This window comes from Sphingobacterium endophyticum (assembly GCF_009733535.1).
GTDB lineage: Bacteria > Bacteroidota > Bacteroidia > Sphingobacteriales > Sphingobacteriaceae > Sphingobacterium > Sphingobacterium endophyticum.
Genome location: NZ_SMMI01000005.1, coordinates 80,782 through 102,383, shown reverse-complemented (window position 1 = coordinate 102,383; position 21,602 = coordinate 80,782). Strand labels below are relative to the sequence as shown.

16 protein-coding genes are annotated in these 21,602 nt (G+C 35.4%); 11 read left to right on the top strand and 5 right to left on the bottom strand.

Features of this window, described 5'->3' with window-relative positions; all coding sequences use genetic code 11:
* Positions 1–9 precede the first annotated feature (9 nt).
* The 7 genes from E0Y80_RS08390 to E0Y80_RS08360 all read left to right on the top strand — a co-directional run bounded on the left by E0Y80_RS08390 (position 10) and on the right by E0Y80_RS08360 (position 9,679).
* A complete protein-coding gene (locus E0Y80_RS08390; protein ID WP_156307216.1) occupies positions 10–720 on the top strand; it encodes an RraA family protein in 711 nt (236 codons plus the stop codon).
* A 120-nt stretch (positions 721–840) separates the two neighbouring features.
* Positions 841–2,007 (top strand): mandelate racemase/muconate lactonizing enzyme family protein, encoded by a 1,167-nt coding sequence (locus E0Y80_RS08385; protein ID WP_156307215.1) that lies wholly within the window; start codon positions 841–843, stop codon positions 2,005–2,007.
* A gap of 9 nt (positions 2,008–2,016) precedes the next feature.
* A complete protein-coding gene (locus E0Y80_RS08380) occupies positions 2,017–2,805 on the top strand; it encodes an SDR family oxidoreductase (protein WP_156307214.1) in 789 nt (262 codons plus the stop codon).
* A gap of 305 nt (positions 2,806–3,110) precedes the next feature.
* Positions 3,111–5,867 carry a DUF1553 domain-containing protein gene (locus E0Y80_RS08375; protein ID WP_156307213.1) on the top strand — a complete coding sequence of 919 codons (2,757 nt, stop codon included), beginning with the start codon at positions 3,111–3,113 and terminating at the stop codon, positions 5,865–5,867.
* 4 nt (positions 5,868–5,871) lie between these two features.
* Positions 5,872–7,371, top strand: coding sequence for a DUF1501 domain-containing protein (locus E0Y80_RS08370; protein ID WP_156307212.1), 1,500 nt, complete (start codon positions 5,872–5,874; stop codon positions 7,369–7,371).
* Between the two features lie 59 nt (positions 7,372–7,430).
* Positions 7,431–8,261, top strand: coding sequence for a sugar phosphate isomerase/epimerase family protein (locus tag E0Y80_RS08365; protein ID WP_231595999.1), 831 nt, complete (start codon positions 7,431–7,433; stop codon positions 8,259–8,261).
* A complete protein-coding gene (locus E0Y80_RS08360; protein WP_156307210.1) occupies positions 8,258–9,679 on the top strand; it encodes a DUF2231 domain-containing protein in 1,422 nt (473 codons plus the stop codon). The genes E0Y80_RS08365 and E0Y80_RS08360 overlap by 4 nt, the downstream gene beginning before the upstream one ends.
* 48 nt (positions 9,680–9,727) lie before the next feature.
* Here the strand turns inward: E0Y80_RS08360 and E0Y80_RS08355 are convergent, their stop codons facing one another.
* The 3 genes from E0Y80_RS08355 to E0Y80_RS08345 form a co-directional block, all read right to left on the bottom strand.
* Positions 9,728–10,882, bottom strand: coding sequence for a TIGR03364 family FAD-dependent oxidoreductase (locus E0Y80_RS08355; RefSeq protein WP_156307209.1), 1,155 nt, complete (start codon positions 10,880–10,882; stop codon positions 9,728–9,730).
* Between the two features lie 2 nt (positions 10,883–10,884).
* A complete protein-coding gene (locus tag E0Y80_RS08350) occupies positions 10,885–12,234 on the bottom strand; it encodes a DUF5690 family protein (RefSeq protein WP_156307208.1) in 1,350 nt (449 codons plus the stop codon).
* Positions 12,235–12,453: 219 nt separating this feature from the next.
* Complete coding sequence (locus E0Y80_RS08345) at positions 12,454–13,032, bottom strand: helix-turn-helix domain-containing protein (protein WP_156307207.1); 579 nt, start codon at positions 13,030–13,032, stop codon at positions 12,454–12,456.
* A gap of 173 nt (positions 13,033–13,205) precedes the next feature.
* Here E0Y80_RS08345 and E0Y80_RS08340 point away from each other — a divergent pair, with 173 nt between their 5' ends.
* The 4 genes from E0Y80_RS08340 to E0Y80_RS08325 are packed head-to-tail and all read left to right on the top strand — an operon-like array spanning position 13,206 to position 17,263.
* Complete coding sequence (locus tag E0Y80_RS08340; protein ID WP_156307206.1) at positions 13,206–14,279, top strand: zinc-binding dehydrogenase; 1,074 nt, start codon at positions 13,206–13,208, stop codon at positions 14,277–14,279.
* Between the two features lie 4 nt (positions 14,280–14,283).
* Positions 14,284–15,525, top strand: a complete 1,242-nt coding sequence (locus tag E0Y80_RS08335; RefSeq protein WP_231595998.1) for an MFS transporter — start codon at positions 14,284–14,286, stop codon at positions 15,523–15,525.
* Between the two features lie 6 nt (positions 15,526–15,531).
* Positions 15,532–16,266, top strand: a complete 735-nt coding sequence (locus E0Y80_RS08330) for an HAD hydrolase-like protein (protein WP_156307205.1) — start codon at positions 15,532–15,534, stop codon at positions 16,264–16,266.
* Positions 16,259–17,263, top strand: coding sequence for a metallophosphoesterase family protein (locus E0Y80_RS08325; RefSeq protein ID WP_156307204.1), 1,005 nt, complete (start codon positions 16,259–16,261; stop codon positions 17,261–17,263). Before E0Y80_RS08330 ends, E0Y80_RS08325 begins: the two co-directional genes overlap by 8 nt.
* A 62-nt stretch (positions 17,264–17,325) precedes the next feature.
* Here the strand turns inward: E0Y80_RS08325 and E0Y80_RS08320 are convergent, their stop codons facing one another.
* Complete coding sequence (locus E0Y80_RS08320; protein WP_156307203.1) at positions 17,326–19,677, bottom strand: outer membrane protein assembly factor BamB family protein; 2,352 nt, start codon at positions 19,675–19,677, stop codon at positions 17,326–17,328.
* A gap of 131 nt (positions 19,678–19,808) precedes the next feature.
* Positions 19,809–21,593 carry a RagB/SusD family nutrient uptake outer membrane protein gene (locus tag E0Y80_RS08315; RefSeq protein WP_156307202.1) on the bottom strand — a complete coding sequence of 595 codons (1,785 nt, stop codon included), beginning with the start codon at positions 21,591–21,593 and terminating at the stop codon, positions 19,809–19,811.
* Between the last annotated feature and the right edge of the window lie 9 nt (positions 21,594–21,602).

The following is a 21,602-nucleotide window of genomic DNA, read 5'->3' as shown; positions in this document are numbered from 1 at the left end:
AAAAATATCATGATTAATAATACCTATGAAGTTGAATGGTCAAATGACCAAGAATTGTTTTCTCTCATAAAATCTGAATTGTATACTGCTGTAGTTGGGGATATTATGGATATGATGGGATTATTAAATCAATTCTTACCGGCAAATATTAGACCTCTACATGATCATATGATTATTGTAGGTAGGGCGATGACAGTCTTGGAAGCAGACGTAAAATCAGTTGGGGAGCAAGTTTCCAAAAATCCAGTATTGCAGAAACCATTTGGACTGATGTTAGAGGCATTGGATGATTTAAAGGAGGGGGAAGTCTATATATGCAGTGGAGCAAGTCCAGATTTTGCATTATGGGGAGAAATTATGAGTGCTCGAGCTAAAGTGCTAGGTGCGCAAGGAGCAGTTGTAAACGGTTATTCTCGGGACACAAATGGTATCTTAAATTTGGGATTTCCATGTTTTTCGATGGGATGTTATGCGCAGGATCAGGCACCACGAGGCAAAGTAATTGATTGGCGAGTGCCTATTCAATTCGGTAATGTGATGATTAATGATGGTGATATTATCTTGGGTGATATTGATGGTGTTTGTATTGTTCCAAAAGAACATGTAGTTGAAGTTTTTTCCAGAGCACTTGAGAAATCCAGGAGTGAAAAAGTTGTACTAAATAAAGTGTTGCAGGGCATGAGTGCTCAGGAGGCGTTTTCTGAATTTGGAATATTATAAAGTGAATGTTTAAAAAAAATATTTTTCATATCAATTTTATATAATTGTGTTAGGTAGACTATCCAATTGACTCAAAAAATATGGGAAGTAATTTTAATATTCAAGTAGAAAATTAAATCAATGAAAATAATAGACGTAAAAGTTTGGTTGGTAGAAGGGGTCAAATATAATTGGACTTTGATAAAAATATATACAGATACTGGGCTCACAGGCGTTGGAGAAGCGACAAATTGGCCTGGGAGTCCAATTGTTTATGAGGCTGCAAAACATGTGGGTCAGCGAATCCTTGGTCTAGATCCAATGCGAACGGATTTTATATGGACCAAACTATATAGAGATCTAAACTGGGTTGGACCTTATGGTGCGAGTATGTGTGCTATATCAGGAATTGATATGGCATTATTAGATCTAAAAGGAAAAGTTTTAGGAGTTCCATGTTACGATTTATTAGGAGGAGCATTTCGAAAAGAGATATTATTATATGCCAATTATTGGTTTACAGGTGGTGGGCACAATGCTGAAGACTATGCTAAACAGGCATATAAGGTTAAGGAAGCTGGATTTACGGGGCTGAAATTTGATCCATTTGCTCATACAAACTATCTCTACGGTGAAGATTTGTCTTCTAATTTGGCTTTAAGTCCTAGACAGCAGGATTTAGCTTTTGAGGTTAGTAAAGCTGTTCGTGAAGCAGTTGGGGAGGATTTTGATATCATGATTGAGACTCATGCTATGTTGAATAATCGTGTTGCAGTTATTATGGCTGAACGACTTTCAGAATTAGGGATTACCTGGTATGAGGAACCAGCAGGTCCGGAGAATGCTGATAATTTGAGGGCAATGCGGGATCGAATTCCTTCCAATGTTTCAATATGTGTTGGGGAACGACATTATACGCGACATGGAATTCGACCAGTTCTCGAAAAGAATATATGCGATGTTATGATGCCTGATATTACACGTTGTGGAGGACCATCGGAAATGAAAAGAATGGCAACAATGATGGAAACATATAATGTACTATTGGCGCCGCATAATCCCAATGGGCCATTGTCAACATTAGCAAGTGCCCATGTTTGTGCATGTGTTCCAAATTTCTTTAGGCAGGAGTTTATGTTTAACGATGTTCCTTGGAGAGATACAGTTATAGATTATCCAATAGGCGATATGATTAAAAATGGGCATTTGGTTTTAAGTGATAGACCGGGTTTAGGGGTAGATCTTTTAGAAGAAGAAATGGAAAGACATCCTGGTATATTAGAATCAAAGCCCGGATTTTATATATAATTTTATGTTATGGCGTTAACAATAGATTTTCAAGGAAAAGTTGTTTTTATTACGGGTGGTATTTCTGGTATAGGGTTGGGAATAAGTCGAAGGTTTGTAGAAGCAGGAGCAGAAATTATTGTCTGTTCTGAGAGAAATGTAGAGGATGTATTGGTGAAAGAATTTATTGTTGAGATGGAAAGTTTAAATGCTAAATATAGCTATTTTGAGTTTGATGTTACCGATAATTCTAAAAGGCATGATTTCTATATGTTACTAGCATTAAAATATAAAAAAATCGACGTTTTTATTTCAAATGCGGGGAAAAATGTCTTTAAAGGTGTGGATGAATGCAGCGAATCAGATTGGGATTTTAACTTTAACTTGAATTTAGAATCACATTGGCAACTCGCCAAATTAATCAAGCCACTGTTACAAGAATCTCCATCTCCTGTTGTTTTAATGATGGCGTCTAATCATGCTTATTCAACTCTTAAAGGTTGTTTTCCCTATAATGTGTCGAAAGCTGCGATGTTGTCCATAATACAATCGATCGCTATTGAATGGGCTCCAAAAATAAGGGTTTTGGGAATTGCACCAGGATTTATAGAAACTGAAGGAAACCAATCATGGTTTGACTCTTTTGAAGATCCAATTGCAGCAAAGGCTGAAACCATAAATCTTCATTTGGTACAAAGAATTGGGACAATTGAGGAAATTGGAGCATGGTGTGTGTTTTTGTCAAGCGAATATGCGGGTTTTGCCTCGGGAACCACATATCTTGTTGATGGGGGAAGAAGTGCATTGATGCAAGATTAAATTATAAAACCGAACTAAATAGTTACAAATCAAGTCAATAGATTGATAAAATTAATTAATAAATCAGAATTGATAAATAATCGATTTTGGAGTTATTTATTTAAGATCAGTACTAAATTAACCTAGATTGATAAGAATTTACGAAAAATTTTAGTTTTCATAGTTAAAATAGTGTTATTAATTGGCAATTGAGTTTTAGTTGTTTTAACATTTGTAAACTAACTTTACAAATGATAAGTATGTATAGACATATTATACTTATCTTTAAAATGAACCTAATAATAGAATAGTAATATAAGCCTGAAATGAAAAGAAAATTATTAGTTTTTTCTGCTGTTGCTGCGGTTATTGTGGCTGTCGGTTTTCTTACTTTTCATGAGAGTGAAGAAGTAGACTTTAGTAATGATGTAAAGCCCATTCTGAATAAACATTGCATTACCTGTCATGGAGGAGTTAAGAAGAATGGTGGATTCAGTTTATTGTTTGAAGAGGAAGCCTTTGCAAAAGCTGAGTCAGGGGAAGTTCCTATTAAGCCTGGGGATGCGGATCACAGTCCATTTATCCAACGGTTAACGGAAGAGGATCCTGAATTGAGAATGCCCTATAATGCACCAAAATTGGATGACAAAGAAATTGAGATTTTGAGGAAATGGGTTAATCAAGGTGCTAAATGGGGAGAACACTGGGCATATCGTCTACCTGAGGAGGTAGAAGTTCCAAAATCATTTTCATTTGCATCTTTATTTGGTTTCAATCCAAGTGGAATCAGCAATAACATTGACTATTTTATTAAAGATAAGTTCGATGAAAAGGGTTTGTCCTTTTCGGAAGAAGCAGATAAAGAGACTCTATTAAGAAGGGCCTATTTGGATTTGACTGGAGTTCCACCAAGTTTAGAAGAAGTTTTGTCTTTTAAAGAGGATAGTAGGGATGATGCTTATGAGATTCGGGTAGATAGTTTATTGAGTTCTCCAAAGTTTGGCGAAAAGTGGGCTTCCTGGTGGCTTGATATGGCAAGATATGCGGATACCAAAGGATATGAAAAAGATGTTTCAAGACAGATTTGGGAGTATAGGGATTGGGTGATTAAAGCTTTTAATAAAGACATGCCATATGATCAATTTACGATTGAGCAATTGGCTGGAGATCTTTTGCCAGATCCGACAAAAGATCAATTAATTGCCACTGCATTTCATCGTAATACGATGAATAATGATGAGGGAGGAACAGACAGTGAGGAATTTAGGGTAGCAGCAGTTTTGGATCGTGTCAATACTACTTATCAAGTTTGGTTAAGCACAACTTTTGAATGTGTGCAATGCCATAGTCACACTTATGATCCATTTAAATTTGAGGAATACTATAAATCAGTTGCATTTTTCAATAATACTAGGGATGAAGACACAGAGGGAGATCATCCTAGATTAAGATTTTATAATGCTCATGAACAACTGCAAGTTGATAGTATTAAAACTTGGCTTAGCAGTTATGGGAATGAAAAATTATTGAAATCAACGGACCTGTTTTTAAAAAGTTTAGAACCCAAAATACATGCACATTACTCTGACCAATTAGAGAATGCTGCATTATATGATACCAAATGGTTAGGGGTAAGGAATGGTGGTCATGCTAGATTGAGAGATATTCAATTAGATGGTAAAAAACTGATTTATTTAAATTATTGGACGGGCAATACAGGAGGTAAATTAGAAATACATAAGGATAAAATTGGAGGCGAAATAATTGCAAATATTGATTTGGCGAATACACAAGGTAAACAAGTTATTCAAGCACCGATTGCAGATGTTCAAGGTCGACACGATTTATTTTTAGTATTTAAGAATCCAAACTTAGGCAAGGACCAACCAGTTTGTATGGTGGAGTGGTTAGCATTTAGAGAGCCATTTCCAGGAAATAATGTTCCAAACTCTGAACATATTCAAAAAAGCATATTACAACTTGTTAATACAAATCCAGCTTCAGTTCCTATCATGATTGAGAACCCTGTTGAAATGAAAAGAAAAACTCAAGTATTCGAGCGAGGAAATCGATTGGCCTTAGGCGATGTCGTTGAACCTACAGTTCCAGCATCCTTAAATCCATTTCCAAAAGATGCGCCTAATAACAGACTAGGATTTGCGCAGTGGTTGGTTAGTAAAGACAATCCATTAACTGCTAGAACGCTTGTGAATAGGGTTTGGGCTCAAATTTTTGGAAGAGGATTGGTTGAACCATTGGGAGATATGGGAACTCAAAGTAATCCACCGATTCATCGGGAACTATTGGATTATCTAGCCTTGGATTTAATGCATGAAAAGAATTGGAGCATGAAATCTTTGATTCGCGATTTAGTATTATCATCAACATATAAACAAGGTTCGTCTTTGAATTCGAAGGATGCGAAGAAAGACCCAGAGAATTATTATTATGCTAGAGGGCCTAGATTTAGATTATCAGCTGAGCAAATCAGGGATCAAGCATTAACCGTAAGTGGACTGTTAAGTTCTAAAATGTTCGGACCGAGTGTGATGCCTATGCAACCAGATGGTGTTTGGATGACCGTTTATAGTGGTGAATCTTGGAAAAAGAGTGAAGGCGAAGATCAATTTAGAAGAGGAATTTATACCTTTCTGAAGAGAACCAGTCCTTATCCATCCTTTATTTCTTTTGACGCTTCTAGTAGAGAGGTTTGTTTAGTGGATCGGATTCGAACAAATACACCATTACAAGCATTAACCACGTTGAATGATCCGGTTTATATTGAAGCTGCAAAAAATTTGGCTGCAATTATGAAGAAAGAGGGTAAGGGAGATTTGAAGAATAGTATCGCTGCGGGTTATCAAAGGACGATGTTTAAAAGTGCCAGCGAAGACAAATTAGTTGCGTTGGAAAAATTATACGCACAGGCTTATGAAAATTTTGAAAAGAGACCAGGTGAGGTAGAAAAATTTATGGGTAAAGACCATAAAGCATCGAATCACAAAGAACTATTGACGGATGCAGCCTACACTTTAGTTGCAAATGCATTATTAAATTTAGATGAATTTTTAACCAAATCATAAGGTGATGAAAGACTTAGATAAGTTAGTTAAAGAAGCTTACCAAACCCAATTACAAGCAGAAACTCGGAGGCATTTTTTAAAGAAATGTGTTGCAGGAATAGGGAGTATTGCACTAGGTAGTATGATGGCAAATTGTATTGGGCCGAGTTCTTCAGCGAATGGTGAGGGTGTTGATTTGAATTCACTGAATCCATTAGCGCCAAGAAGTCCTCATTTTGCTGGTAAGGCTAAAAACGTGATATACTTGCATATGGCAGGAGCACCGTCGCAGTTGGAACTGTTTGATTATAAACCGGCTTTACATAAACTACACAATCAACCATGTCCAGAATCATTATTGGCAGGAAAGACCTTTGCATTTATTCGTGGAGTTCCTAAAATGTTAGGTCCTCAGGCAACTTTCAATCAATATGGTCAAAGTGGTGCATGGGTTTCTGATCATCTTCCTCATTTTACTAAAGTTGTGGATGAGGTAAGCTTTTTAAAAGCGGTTCATACGGATCAATTTAATCATGGTCCTGCGCAGCTTTTTATGCAAACAGGAAGTGCTAGACTAGGACGTCCGAGTATTGGATCATGGGTTACCTATGGGCTTGGCTCTGAGAATAGCAATCTTCCAGGCTTTGTTGTATTGACATCTGGGGGGAAAACGCCGGATGCAGGAAAAAGTGTTTGGGGCAGTGGTTTCTTACCTTCTGTGTATCAAGGTGTGCAATGCCGCTCAAAAGGGGATCCGGTTCTTTATATCGCAGATCCAGAAGGGATGGATCGTGACTTAAAACGTAACGCTATTGATGCAATAAACACGGTGAATAAGGAAGAATTTGAAACATTCAAAGATCCTGAAACATTATCAAGAATTGCACAGTATGAAATGGCATATAAAATGCAGGTAGCTGTTCCCGAAGTAATGGATATCAACAACGAGCCAGAATATATACATGAGTTATATGGTACAGAACCAGGAAAGGAATCGTTTGCAAATAACTGTTTATTAGCACGGAAATTAGTTGAGAAAGGAGTGAGATATGTTCAATTGTTTGATTGGGGTTGGGATAGCCATGGCACGAATCCATCAGATTCTATTGATTTGGGATTTAGAAATAAATGTCGGGAAATAGATCGACCTATGACGGCATTAATAATGGATCTTAAGCAAAGAGGTTTATTGGATGAGACGCTTGTCGTATGGGGTGGTGAATTTGGAAGAACGCCGATGCAAGAAAATCGCGACAACAATGATATGCCATTTTTAGGTCGTGATCACCATACAGATGCGTATACGATTTGGATGGCAGGTGGAGGAATCCGAAATGGAATCAGTTATGGTGAAACGGATGAAATAGGTTTTACAGGTGTAAGCGGTCGTTCTTCTGTTCATGATGTTCATGCAACCATGCTTCATTTATTGGGTTTCGATCATGAAAAATTCACCTACGAATTCCAAGGTCGTCCATTCCGATTAACAGATGTGGAGGGAATAGTTATTAAAGATATTATCTAACCAAAATGAAATTAGTTTATAGTTTGTTATTGTTTTTGATTTGCCAGATTAATATATCAATGGCACAATCAAAAGGAGATTTAAAAATTAAATATTATTGTACAAATTGGGGCATGACTGATAGCTGGGATACCTTTTGTTTCAGAGTTAAAGAAGCTGGTTATGATGGTGTTGAGACTTGGTTGCCGGGAGGAGAAGCTCGAGAGGAAATGTTGGCCGCATTAAAAAAATATAATCTTGCATTAGGGCTGCTTTCGGGCGGTGGTGGTCAGGATTTTGGTTCATACTTTAATAGCTTCAGTAATAATCTTGATGAAGCAATTAAAGTTAAGCCCGATTATATTAATTGTCATACAGGAAAAGAGTATTATAGTTTTGATCAGAACAAAAAGTTGATTTTAATAGCTTCTGAGAAAAGTAAGAGTTCTGGTATTCCTATCTATCATGAAACCCATCGTGGGAGGTTTAGTTTTGCTGCCCACATTACCAAGGATTTTTTAGAAAAAATACCTGAATTGAGCCTTGCATTGGATATTTCACATTGGTGTGCTGTTCATGAATCACTATTAGCAGACCAAAAGGAAAGCGTTAATTTAGCATTGTCTCGGACAGGTCATATACATACACGTGTTGGCCAACCTCAAGCTCCCCAGGTAAACGATCCTTCAGCTCCAGAATGGAAATCAACATTAGATCAGCATTTAGCATGGTGGGACCAAGTAGTTGAAAATCATAAAAAGCAAGGTAAAACTCAATTAACGATGTGCATGGAGTTTGGTCCGTCAGGATATTTACCGACGCTTCCATTTACTCAACAGCCTGTAGCCGACCAATGGACAATTAATAAATATATGTTGGACCTCCTGAAGAATAGATATAAATCATTATGATTTTTTTAGAAGAGTTAGGTTCATTTATTGGAAGGTTTCATCCAATCTTAGTCCATTTGCCTATTGGAATGTTGGTACTAGCATTTATGATGGCTTTAGGTGAGAAATTAAATAAGAATGCGAATTATAATCAAGCCATTCGTTTTTCATTATTGCTTGGTTCCATTGCTGCTGTATTTGCTGGAATAACGGGTTACCTTCTTTCTAGAAATGGGGGCTATGAAACTGATGTTTTAGATTTCCACCAATGGTTGGGAATTGCAGTTGCAGTATTTAGTTTGTTTACTTATTGGTTATACAAAACGGATGGCAAATCAACCAGATTTAATAAAATTCGATCACAAAAGTTTGTATTGTTATTGGTCATTGTATTATTAATTGGATTTACTGGTCATTATGGTGGGACTTTAACACACGGGAAGGGGTATATTAAAGATGCTGTGCCAACAAATATCAAAGCTGTCTTAGGCATAAAAGCAGAGGAAGAAGAAATCGCCGTTCTGGAAAATGTCCAAGAAGCACAGGTTTATCAAGAAGTCATTCATCCAATATTAAAAGCACGCTGTCAAAGCTGCCATGGTGAAAAGAAAAAGGAAGGTGGCTTTGCTTTACATTCTCAAGAAAGTTTATTGAAGGGCGGAGATTCGGGTTCATTGTTAAGTAAAGGAAGTAAAGAAAAGAGTGAATTATATGCAAGATTAATTTTACCCGAAGGTCATGAAGATCGGATGCCGCCGAAAGGAAGGACGCCAATTACTGAAAATCAGATTAAGCTGATTGCTTGGTGGATCGATTCAGGTCTTGATTTCGAAAAAAAGGTGAAAGAGATCAGCCAAACTGAGGAAATTGCTGGGATACTTAAAAAATTAGAAAGTGCTGAAGATGAGGGTGATGTAGAAATGCTATATGCAAATCTCCCTGAAGCCCCGTCATTACCAGAAAATAAGATTAATGCTTGGCAAGCAAAGGGAATTAAAATTATGCCGATTTCTGATAATAATAATTATGTCGTAATCAATGCTATCAATTATCCGGAACTTAGCGATAAGGACATTGATGAATTAATGGAAATTAAGGATAATATTGTTCAATTAAAGTTAGGCCATACAAATATTACTGATAATAGCTTGGTCAAGATAGCTTCATTGCCAAATCTAATACGCTTGCATTTGGAATATTCTCAAATTACCGATAAAGGACTTGAAAGTTTAGGTGTTGCAAAGCAATTAAATTATGTGAACCTCGTAGGGACAAAAATTACAGAATCTGGACTAAGCCATTTGGAAGGTATTAAATCATTACAACATATTTATGCATTTCAAACAGGTGGTAAGTTTGATTCACAAAAATCAAATTCCAAGATTGATACCGGTAATTATATGTTGCCATTTTTGGAAAGCGATACTGTAAAATATTAATTCATCTAAACAAAAAGAGCCTTCAAATTACTTGAAGGCTCTTTTTGTTTAGATAATTTTATTGATGCTTTCTAATGCATAACCCGCACTAGCTGTCATACCTTTCCCTCCAATTCCTGTTCGAATATGAATTCTATCGGTAACATCAATTTCTAGAATTTGATTTTTATGTTGAGAATAGAATCCTGCCCAACTTGATGAGATTAAATCTTCAGACAATGGTAAAATCCTGTTTGCTTCATCAATCATTAAGCGATTTATATGGGAATTGATTGAGAAACCTAATTCATCAATCTGATTTCCTTTTGAATATTCGTGTGAATCACCAACAATTATACTTCCATCTATTCCTTGTTTGAATAGAATATGGATGCCATTAGCTTTCAGTTCTTGATAACGTTCTGGAAGTTGAATTGTATGAAAGGAAGGGCAATATTCTTCGAAACTCTCGTACCTTCTAATGGTGAGACCGGTTAAGATGTTTCCTGGCAGTTTAATGTTTTGCAGCGGTTTGGTTTTCATCATTTGAAGCTTACTGATTTGTAAACCGCTATCATCAAACAATTCCTTAAATAAAATTTTAAACTCATAACCATTGCAAATTATGACTTGATCGGCCATAAATTTTTCATTTCTGGAAGAGTGTAGAATGACCTGATCTCCAATTTCTTCGCATCCAATAATGGCTGTATCATATAATAGACTAAAATTCGGATATTGATTTGCTAAATACTCATGGATTTTTCGAACCATGAATTCCGGTTCTGCGCTAAGTTCTTGTTTAAAAACAATGGCTTCTTTGATATAATCGGATCTTAAATCTGGATATTTTTTTAAGACCATTTCTTTGGTCCATATTTCATGGTCATAGGCTTTTGTTTGATAATGTTGACTTAATTCATGAATGATCTGGACCTCATCATTATCAGATGCTATGTAGATTGATCCATTATTTCTTATTCCAATATCAGTTTTAGATTGAATTTCTTGATAAATTTCCAGTCCTTTCACAGCATAATCAAACCATCTATCGGCCATTCCAGAAGGTACAACTTGTCCAAAATTTCTTACCGTAGAACCAACAGGGAAATTGTCTTTTTCAATTTGTAAAACCTTTAATCCTTTTTTTAATGCATGGAGTGCGTGAAAAGTTCCTAAAATTCCTCCTCCAACAACGATTAAATCCACTTTTTTTATGTCCATTATTAGTTATTTATGAAATTTAAATTTGTAATAGCCGTATTTTGTTTATCTAAATTTGTTGAATCGTTTTTGGGATAGATAGATTTTTTTCCTTTTCTAATAAAGTAACTCAAAGAGAAAATCACTAAAAAAATACCAACTGAAGACACAAATAATACTAGATCAATAAAATAAGCTCCCCAACTTACTTCTGAAGGAATTAATTCTTTATTAATCAATACTAAGAAACTGAATAGATATCCAATAGAATCAGCGAGATACATTATAAAACCAATATTACCTTTAATCCGAAATGTTGCAATCATTCTCTCGAAAAAAATGGCGTTATAGGGTATATATGCCATATATAATCCTAATCCAACCAGGATCATCCATGATAATCCATCTAGGGTATTATTAGTATAGAGAAGGGTAGAGCTCCCCATAATTATAAATCCTATCAAAATTTGATAATGGATTAACTTAAAAGCTTTTGTATTGTCTTTCACATAGATAAGTAAACTGATCATGATTAGGATGATTATTGTAATTGTTCCATCCACTTTTGCAAAAATCCCTGCACCTTTAAGATGTAACATTTGCCAAATTTCCACTTCAAAATTATCTCTAACATCTCTTAAAACGGTTAGCAAGGTGTAAATGATTATAGTTAAAGTTATACCTGGAAAAAAGGACCTTAGCAATTTTTTACGCATATCCTTAGTCATTGGGATTCTCTCATTTCGCAGTTTTTGGTCTTCATTATTCGCTTTCGGTGAAATCTCAAGTATAGCAACGCAGAGAATGAATGGTACAAAAAAAATCAATCCTACTAAAAAGGGCATCCAATATTCGTTTATTCCAAAATCAGTAATTAACCATCTGCCTGTAGTTTTTACAAGGCCAGAAGCAAATACAAGACTAACGGCCATTGTTGCACCCATTAATTCTGTGTTTTTCCTACCCTCAAGGTAGCTAAAGACTAATCCCCAAATCATTCCTAGCGGAAAACCATTGATTAACATAAAAAATATATTGTAAGGACTTGGAGTTATAGCGAATCCTAATAGTCCAAACCATGAAATGCATATTAATGTGATTAGAACTTTTCCTCTACTCATATTGTTCATTTCAGAAATAAAGCGAATTCCATAAAACTTGCTTAGCATGTAACCGAGCATTTGAGTAATCACCAAAAGAACTTTTAAATGAATTCCAAAGAGTTCCATCTCGTCAAAATTTGCTGCAGTGAAAGACTTTCTAAATGCATACATACTCGTATAACATAAAAAGGCTGCTAAAGAAATTACCAACGTAATAATCCTATCATCACATTTTTCAAAAGTTGCTCTTAATTGTTGAATGCTCTTCATATGAGTTTAAATTTAGATGTAGCTTGACATCCAAAAGTAAAACTCTAACATTACCATAAAACTAAACTTTTGTTAAGTATATGTAAACAAATATAGCTAATATATATTTTAGTTTAATTGAGCAGGAGATTAAATTAGAAGGGTATATAATAAAAATAGGTCTAATAAAACTTTCCAATTCGTTTTATTAGACCTATTTCAAGGAGAATTAAATTTCGTTTATGCTTTTCTATCAAAGAAGTACACTATTAACATAATGCAAGGCTCTTTATATTTGTTTTTAGGAGTATGAGAGAGTTTACCGTCAAAGAAAATAGAATCACCTTGTTCTAATGTTACTATTTGGTCTTCGAATTGATAATCAACTTTACCGCTGATAATATATTTATATTCAAATGCATCAGTTTCTACCATTGGGCGTTCAGCATTTGGTTCGAGTTCTAATAATACTATATCTATTGTTGAATTATCAATATTAGAGCTCAGAATTCTCTTATAAAAAAATCCAATTGCATGTTCTTTTTCAAAAGCTATATAATCTTCTTTTTTTAGAACTAATATTGGTCCCTGGTCCTGACTAGTTTTAAAATCTTCAAAAAATTCATTAAGATCTACTTCTAAAGAATTAATAATATTAATTAATACTAATAGGGAGGGAACTGTTCTATTGTTTTCGATTTGGGAAATTAAACCTTTGCTTACTCCGGCTTTATCAGCTAGCTCTTGAATGGTAATGCTCTTGTTCTTTCTGATTTCTTTTATTTTACTACTAATTTTAAATATAGTATTGTCTTGCATCTCATTAAAATATTATTTGTAAACCAAGCAAAGGTAAACTTTCTTAGATTAGAATGTACATGTACTTAGTGGATTTTATGCCTGCAAATTAAATAATAACAAAAAATTAACATAAAATATAGTTAGTATAGATAAACTTTGTTTAGTATTGTATAACTTTAGTCATTAACCGTATGGAAAGTATTGGACGTTATTTCGTTTTTAACTCAGAGCAAGGGACACTTTCGGAAGAAAAAAGATCCTTACCTGAGGTAGGGGATTTCGAATTATTAGTAAAAATAGATTACTGTAGTCTTTGCGGTAGTGACCTTCATACCTATTGTGGGATAAGGAAGGAGGCAAATCCTACAATCTTAGGGCATGAGATCGTTGGAACTGTCATTGAATTAGACAAAAAAAATGAAATTCTGGATTTGTCAGGAAGCCCTATTCACATAAATGATAGAATTACTTGGACGGTTTTTGCAAGTAATCCAAAGACAGAAGGATATAATCCTGAAACACCACAAAAAAATTCCGGGCTATATAAATATGGTCATCGTCAGCTAACTGAGGATGACAATTTCCATGGTGGTTTGGCAAGTCATATCTTATTAAAAAAGGATACAGGTATCAGAATACTTCCAAAAGAATTACCGCTACCTATTGCAGCAACAATAAACTGTGCTATAGCAACCTCTGCTGGTGCAATAAGATTGTGTTCAAGCATTAATGCTAAAGTAATTTTTATTTCTGGAATGGGCATGTTGGGATTAACAGCTGTGGCTATGTGTAAAGAATTTGGAGCTGAGAAAATTATTGTTTCGGATACTGATTATTCCAGACTAGAATTGGCTAAGGAATTTGGAGCAGATCTGGCTTTTAATTCGAAGGATAATATAGTTTCTAGTTTATTAAACCTACCAATTGATCGTTTTATTGATATGAGTGGTTCTCCTGAAGCGATGGAAACAGGTTTACAGATTTTAGGTGTAAATGGGGTTGCTGTATTCGTAGGTGCAGTTTTCAAACAGAGAGCGATTGAAATAGATGCAGAACAAGTTATCCGTAAATTATTGCAGATTAAAGGTTTGCATAACTATAATTACGATGATTTTAATACAGCTACTGATTTTATTATAGAAAACTATAATAAATACCCTTTTGCCCATTTAATTGAAAAGGAATTTGATTTTGATCAAATAGAGGAGGCATTTGAATTTGCAGTAAAAAATAAGCCAGTAAGAACCGGAATCAAGATTGACTAACCAAATGACTAACGAAAATATAAATCCGATAATTAGGAAAGAGCAATGGAAAATGCTGTTTCTTACTATGTTTTGTTACTTATTTTTCTACACTGGGCGTCACAATTTTGGATGGGCAACTAAAGGGATGACTGCTGAGCTCGGAATAAATTTTGAACAAATCGGTTGGATAAGTTTTTCTATGTTATTGGGATATGCCATTGGACAATTTATTAATGGTAATCTAGCAGATCGGTTTAGTCCAAAGTTCATGATATTAACTGGAGGTTTTTTATCTGTACTTTGTAATATAGCGATTAGTTTTTCAAGTTCTTATTGGACTATCCTTATTTTATGGACATTGAATGGCTACTTCCAATCTATGGCCTGGGGAGCGGGGGGAAGAATCATATCAAATTGGTGGCAAGCATCTGAAAGGGGTAAGGCGTTCGGATTTTATACCATGGCTGCAGGATCTTCCTCAGTATTAACATTTTTTCTTGCTATGTTATTGGTGCATCAAGAAGAAAGCTGGAGATCACTTTTTAGATATCCTGTACTTTTTTTATTTTTTGCACTGATAATCTTTATGATTTTCGCCTATAGCCATCCAAAACTTAAAGGTTATCAATTAGAAGACGAAGAATCAATCAAGCAGAAAAAGTTAAATTGGTCAGAATCTTACTTAAAAGTATTCAAGAACAAGAATTTCATGTTGGCTTGTTGTGCTATAGGATTTCAAAGCATGGCTAGATATGGATTGATTTTTTGGGCTCCAATCCATTTTCTTGGAACAGACTATAAATCTTCAACTAGTAATTTATGGATATCTCTATTTATACCAATTGGAATGGCAATTGGGGCATTAATGTTTGGGATATTATCAGATTCAGTATTTAAAGGTAAAAGAAATTATTCCATCGCTGTTGGAATGTTGTTGAGCTGTATTATTTCCATTGTTATATATTTTACAGAAACTCATAATCTTATTTTGGTCTCCATATTAATGTTTTTAGTAGGATTTTTTGTCTATGGAGTTCAATCGAATTTCTGGACATTTAGCCCGGATTTATTAGGTAATAAGTTAGTGGGAACGGGAATGGGCGTTATGAATATGTTCGCTTATGTTTTTGCAGCAATTGGAGAGCCTATTTTTGGTAAAGTCTTAGATATCAGTAAAGACAGTTCAATCTTATTTTTAATGGTTTCAGTAATCTGTCTTTTATGTTCAGTATTAGTCACACAAGTTAAAACAAATAAAATTTAATCTCTAATGAGTAAAGTAAAGCTGGCCATTTTTGATATGGCAGGAACAACCGTTCAAGATGAGCGTGAGGTGGAAAAATGTTTTTATGATGCTATAAAGGCAACTAATCTTGAAATATCAAGAGAAAAGATTAATAGTATGATGGGTTGGTCAAAAATATTAGTTTTTGAAACCATTTGGAAAGATGAAATTGGATTGGATCATCCCGATTATAGTAAAAAGGTTCAAGAGTCATACGACTATTTTACTAGTACTTTAGAATCACATTATGAAAAGGTTGGTGCAAAACCTTATGATGGAGTACTTGAAGTTTTTAATTATTGCAGAGAACAGGGGATTAAAATTGCTTTAACAACTGGATTTTATAGAAAAGTTACGGATATTATTCTTTCGAAATTAGGTTGGGATAAGGAATTAGATAAAGGTTATATGTGTTTGGTGAATAACGGAGAAAATACCATCAATTGTTCTATTTCAAGTTCTGATGTAGAAGATGGAAGACCTGCACCTGATATGATTCAACTAGCAATGAAAAAGTGTTTGATTGAGGATCCAAAGCAAGTAATTAATTTGGGAGATACTCCTTCAGATCTACAATCTGCAGAAGCTGCTAATGTCTTGTATTCCGTGGGTTCTCTATATGGAACACATAGCGAGGAAGAATTAAAATCCTATAAATTCGATCAGTTAATTTCAAAACCTATTGAAATGATTGAAATAATTAAAAGTTTGAATGGCTAATAATCCTAATAATTCAGGAAATTTTTCAAGGAAAGATTTTTTGAAAATTTCTGGAATTGGTATAGGTAGTTTTCTTTTACCGAATTCATTATCTGCAAATACTGGTTCGTTTGATAAAAGCAAAGGGATTAGGTTTGGAGTAATATCGGATTTGCATTTCGATTTGATGCATGATGGAGCTGATCGTGCTCAAAAATTTGTTGAAAGTATGATTTCCGAAAGACCTGATTTTATTATTCAATTGGGTGATTTTTGCGTGCCTAAGCCACAAAATAAAAAACTCATGGATATATGGAATCAATTTCCTGGAGATAAATACCATGTTTTAGGAAATCATGATACAGATTCAGGTTTTACTAAAGATCAGGTACTTAATTTTTGGAATAGTCCTTCACCGTATTATTCTTTTGATAAAGATGGATTTCATTTTGTGGTATTGGACGGTAATGAAAAAATTGAGAACTCGAAAGTTAAAGGATACCCACGTGAAATAGGAAATGTTCAATTAGATTGGTTGAAAGAGGATCTTTCGAAAACAAAATTGAGAACAATAATATTTTGTCACCAAGCATTTGATAATACGAACAATGGAATAGAGAATGGTATGAAAGTTCGTTATTTATTTGAACAGATCAACAAAGAAGCAGGTTTCAAAAAAGTGATTTTGGTTTTAAGCGGTCACCATCATTCTAATTACCATAATGAGATCAATGGAATTCATTATGTTCAAATTAATAGCTCATCCTATTATTGGGTTAATGAAAACCATAACAGCACTGCCTTTAACGAAGAATTTTACAAGCAATATCCTATTTTAAAATATACAATTGTTTATAAAGAACCAATTTGGGCATTAGTTAATATTGATCATAAAAACAATATTACGATAAAAGGTAAGGAGAGTAAATTTGCAGGAGATAACCAATCTGTACCTGAGGGTTTAGAGGATATTTATCCTGTTTCTGCTAAGATTGATTCCCGGAAATTGAAATATTAAATATTAATGAATTTAATTTAAAAGGGTTGAGGTGATTAAATCTCAACCCTTTTAAAATTTTATTAGAGCTTAATACAATGAATGTTTCCTGCGAAATCTGCTATATAGATTTGTCCATTTGCTATAACGGGATCAGCAAGAATTGGTGCGCCAATTTTCTTCTCAGAAATAAGCTTACCATTATGATCAATGATATATAGATAACCATCCGAAGCAGCAAAAATTAAATTTTCACCTATAGGAATAACTCTACTTTCAACAGTACCAACGTGTCTTAAAGAATTAGGGTTCGAATAGGATGAAGTAAAAATCAAAGCATCTCTCGTGTCAAACCTCCATTTTTCCATTAATGTATTTTTATCAAATGAAGCTACACCATTTAATGAAGTTCCAGTAATAAATGAATCTGAAGTAATCAATGGTGCCCCCATTACTTTAAAGTCCAAATTGTGTTTCTTTTGAATTATGACCTTTCCATCTTTTTTGTCCAAGACAAACAAACCATCTAAACCAGTAATATAAACCTTATTGTCTACTACCGTTGCGCCAGAACTTCTAAACCTAACTCCATCATCGTTCTTTTTCCAGAGTAGGTCTCCCGTCTGACGATTATGTACAAATAATGCATTCCAATTTGATCCTGTAATGACTTGATCTTCCGTAACCAATATTTCACCAGGCATAGCCTCCCCTCCATTTTCAACTTTATTTTTCCAGATGACTTCCCCAGTTTCTGCATTAAGTGCAGTTAGGTAACTGCCAGCACCCGCATAGTAAATTCCGTCTTTTAAAACAGAACCAGTCACATAATTAGGTAAACTTAATTCCCTTAGGTTTTTGGTCCACACTGTTTTTCCAGATTTATTTTCTAAGGCATATACAGTTCCCTCAACATCCGTAGCAAGAATTAAATTATTGTGTATGTATAATTTTTGTTTAATTGAATTTTTAACAGGAGCTGACCAAACCAATGATCCATCTTTGCTATCTAATGCTACGATTTGCGCCCTTCCTAAACCTGTATCATCAAATGAAGCTGTATAGAGTAGTCCATCGTTTATTAAAGGACTAGTTTTCCAGATCCCACCTGAAATATTACTTGACCATATAGTCTCAAGGTTAGATTTATTAGTTAAATTGATTTTCTCTTTTTTTATCATTGAAGAACCATCCTGAAAAAGAACTTCAATCAGTATTTCTTCGATTTTCTTTGCTTCTTTTGTAGGGAGTTCTTTGCTCCAAGTCCAAGTACTTTTGGCCTCAAATGCCCCGGTTATTATATGATTACCTTTCTTATCATAAGCCAACATATTAACTTGATTGATTTTTCTGCCACTGTCGTAAATGTTTACATTAAAATCAACATTATTTTCTTTAATAATAGGATCAGATAATTCTACATATTCATCTAAATTTGTGTAAATAGGCGTTACATTCTGAACTCCCTCTTTATTTATTTTAATATGCAAGAATTGGCCGACAGAATGGTCAATTCCTCCTTTATCGGGGGCATTGGTTGAAATAACATGAACCTTACTATTCGGTTCTATAAAACTGAAGTTATTATGCCAATGACCGAATAACCAGGCTTTAAGGTTATATTTTTTAAGGTCTATTTCTTCATTTTTACCTTTTAAAATGAAATCTTTCCCAATTGAGAAATCGTGATTGATTATTACCAACGCTTTTGAAGGATCTTTTTCTGACAGATCCTTTTTTAACCATTGAATCACTTGATCTTTTGTATAACTTGGAGAGTAATCACCTCCCCACATAGGAGTTACGACAAAATGAACTGGACCTTTTTCAAAAGAGTAATAAGTAGGACCGAAAAGTTGTTCAAATAATTCCTCGCCATATTTTCCCTTAACTAAATCGTGATTTCCAACTGCATAATTGATAGACGTGCCTAAAAGTGCGGAATTTAAATGTTTTGCATGAAATTTCATTCCATCTTCATAACATATATCCCCTGTATGCATTATTAAAGGTATTTCTTGATTTTTCGAATAGTCTTTAATGTTATCTATCCACGTCCCATATAATCCTGTTTCGGTATCTGTAATTTGAATAAAATCCAGGACATCTTGTTTTTGTTTAGGATCAACGATTATTGGGAAATCATAGGCTTGTTGCTTTTCATCAATTTTTAGGTAGTGATTTCCTAGAGTTTTAAATCCAGATGGAACTTTCAAGAAAATAAATCGGCCATTTTCATTTGGTGAAAATGTATATTCACCTGCCTTGTTGCTTCTGATTACTTGATATCCATCTGAAATAATAGCATTTTCGATTGATTTCTCTGAATTATCGAATTTATTGTTTTGATTTTCATCAATATAAATTCTACCCTTGACTTGCCCAAATGTTTGTGCGATAGTTAAGAGAAATCCAATGGTTATTAAATATTTCATTGTAAAATTTGAATTGGTTTTTGGAAATTTTATCTTCCATTTTTAGCTCGTTATAAACAAAAATGAACAAATTCCCTGATTAAGCAAAGTCAATCAGGGAACCTGGTATTAATTCATTATGATTTGAAAATTTACCATCCTAAAGGTTGTTTTAAGTTGGGGTTTAACACTATCTGCTGGATCGGGATAGGGCGGTAGTAATATTTTGGACCCGCTTCCCATTTCCGTGGCTGGTTCCTGTCCCTTACGAATTTAATGTGTCCCTTTGTCCCTTCCGAAAGATAGATGACGTTGTCGTCCAGGTAGTGCATGACTAGTCTCTTCCTGTCTTCCTCTGAAACTCCAGCCAGCGGTCCAGTCTCGTTCTTGTTCTTGAGGATCGCAATGTCCACACGTCCATCGCCGGTAACATCAATAGCACCAAGTCCATTCACGTACATTCCCTCCGGATCCTTTGCAAACTGTTCTCCAACCGACCAGCGGTTCAGGTCATTGAAGCGGAAACCTTCGGCAGCCAGTTCAACCCTTCTTTCCCTCCTGATCTCTAATGTTATACCTTTATTATTTTTCACATTTGGATATTTGGCAGCCAATGTATTATCAACATTGCTATTTGCTACACTAAGCAGTAGGCTAGGTAAACCAACACGCTGTCTAATTTTTCCGATGGACAGGTCCAGGTCCGCCTGGGTGATCGTTCCGAGTTCTGCCTTCGCTTCGGCATAATTTAGCAGCACCTCTGCATACCTCATGATCGGTAGGTCTGTATAATTCAGATCCCAACCTAATCGTTGGCTCGGGTTCCTTGGATAGAACTTGACCTGAAGGTAACCGCCAAAAGTCGGCTTAAGGACATGCGGTATGTCAAGGTCAGGGTTGGTCTTAAATCCCGGCTGCATAATGACCTCTGCCAGGCGAGGGTCTCTATCTTTGAATATGTCCAGAACTGTTTTTGAAGCATATCCCGGCTGGTCTGTAAACCTGCTTCCGTCCTTCATCAGGTATTCTTCCATGAGGTCACGGCTAAGTGCCCACTGATAGTCGAAGACGGTATGGCTGTTGTTTCCCACGCCCTCTGAAAGGGAGTTTTTCTTGTAGAAAATGATTTCCTTGTTTGCAGAGATGTCCGTGCTTACGAATAGAGCGCGGTAGTCCTCTGCAGGCTTTCCAGTACTGCTGATGCTAAATCCACCTTCGTCGATGACCTTTTTGGCAGCTTCCGCCGATTTTGTAAAGAACCTGTCCGCTGTACCTTCGAGTTTCAGGTAGGTGTGGTATTTCCTGTAGGAACCTTCGTACAGGGCAATTCTGGAAAGCAGGTTCAGGGCAGCCCACTTTGTGATTCGGGTATTGGTGCCTTCTGGTTTGATATTTTCTGCTGCAAATTCCAGGTCCGCCATGATCGAGTCCACGACCAGGGTCCTAGGGTCCTGAGGCTTCATCATCTGTTCCTCGTCATTGTCCTTTAGCACCGATCCGTACCATGGGACATCGCCATAGGTGATGACCATGTTGTAGTACCAGTTGGCGCGGTAGAATCTTGCGATTCCGATAAAATGGTTGATGGCCGCGGCATCACCCTGGGTCTTGCCGACATTCTGGAGCATGAAGTTGATCCTCCTGAGGTTGCCCCAGCTGTCCCATCCGGACGCATTGTTGATATTTAATGTTCCTCGGACCATGTTATCTGTTGTAGATGATCCACTTAATCCGGCAATGTTGTCAGTAAAGCCATCGGAATAACTTGGCCCCAGCATTCCGTACATACTGTTTGTATAGATTTCTAAATCAGATGGGGTTTTGAATGTGTTCTCTTCCGTTACGCTGGTTTGCGGCATACGGTCTAAGAAGTCCTTATTACAAGCCGAAAGCAAAAGCAGGGAAGTTATAGGTATTAAAATGTTCTTTATTTTCATGACAGTTTG

What these genes read in the sequence shown, in the direction of transcription:
- E0Y80_RS08325 (WP_156307204.1), top strand. Translation starts at nt 16,259, where the DNA reads ATGGCTAATAATCCTAATAATTCAGGAAATTTTTCAAGGAAAGATTTT.
- E0Y80_RS08380 (WP_156307214.1), top strand. Translation starts at nt 2,017, where the DNA reads ATGGCGTTAACAATAGATTTTCAAGGAAAAGTTGTTTTTATTACGGGT.
- E0Y80_RS08390 (WP_156307216.1), top strand. Translation starts at nt 10, where the DNA reads ATGATTAATAATACCTATGAAGTTGAATGGTCAAATGACCAAGAATTG.
- E0Y80_RS08315 (WP_156307202.1), bottom strand. Translation starts at nt 21,593, where the DNA reads ATGAAAATAAAGAACATTTTAATACCTATAACTTCCCTGCTTTTGCTT.
- E0Y80_RS08385 (WP_156307215.1), top strand. Translation starts at nt 841, where the DNA reads ATGAAAATAATAGACGTAAAAGTTTGGTTGGTAGAAGGGGTCAAATAT.
- E0Y80_RS08350 (WP_156307208.1), bottom strand. Translation starts at nt 12,234, where the DNA reads ATGAAGAGCATTCAACAATTAAGAGCAACTTTTGAAAAATGTGATGAT.
- E0Y80_RS08335 (WP_231595998.1), top strand. Translation starts at nt 14,284, where the DNA reads ATGACTAACGAAAATATAAATCCGATAATTAGGAAAGAGCAATGGAAA.
- E0Y80_RS08370 (WP_156307212.1), top strand. Translation starts at nt 5,872, where the DNA reads ATGAAAGACTTAGATAAGTTAGTTAAAGAAGCTTACCAAACCCAATTA.
- E0Y80_RS08330 (WP_156307205.1), top strand. Translation starts at nt 15,532, where the DNA reads ATGAGTAAAGTAAAGCTGGCCATTTTTGATATGGCAGGAACAACCGTT.
- E0Y80_RS08375 (WP_156307213.1), top strand. Translation starts at nt 3,111, where the DNA reads ATGAAAAGAAAATTATTAGTTTTTTCTGCTGTTGCTGCGGTTATTGTG.
- E0Y80_RS08340 (WP_156307206.1), top strand. Translation starts at nt 13,206, where the DNA reads ATGGAAAGTATTGGACGTTATTTCGTTTTTAACTCAGAGCAAGGGACA.
- E0Y80_RS08360 (WP_156307210.1), top strand. Translation starts at nt 8,258, where the DNA reads ATGATTTTTTTAGAAGAGTTAGGTTCATTTATTGGAAGGTTTCATCCA.
- E0Y80_RS08355 (WP_156307209.1), bottom strand. Translation starts at nt 10,882, where the DNA reads ATGGACATAAAAAAAGTGGATTTAATCGTTGTTGGAGGAGGAATTTTA.
- E0Y80_RS08345 (WP_156307207.1), bottom strand. Translation starts at nt 13,032, where the DNA reads ATGCAAGACAATACTATATTTAAAATTAGTAGTAAAATAAAAGAAATC.
- E0Y80_RS08365 (WP_231595999.1), top strand. Translation starts at nt 7,431, where the DNA reads ATGGCACAATCAAAAGGAGATTTAAAAATTAAATATTATTGTACAAAT.
- E0Y80_RS08320 (WP_156307203.1), bottom strand. Translation starts at nt 19,677, where the DNA reads ATGAAATATTTAATAACCATTGGATTTCTCTTAACTATCGCACAAACA.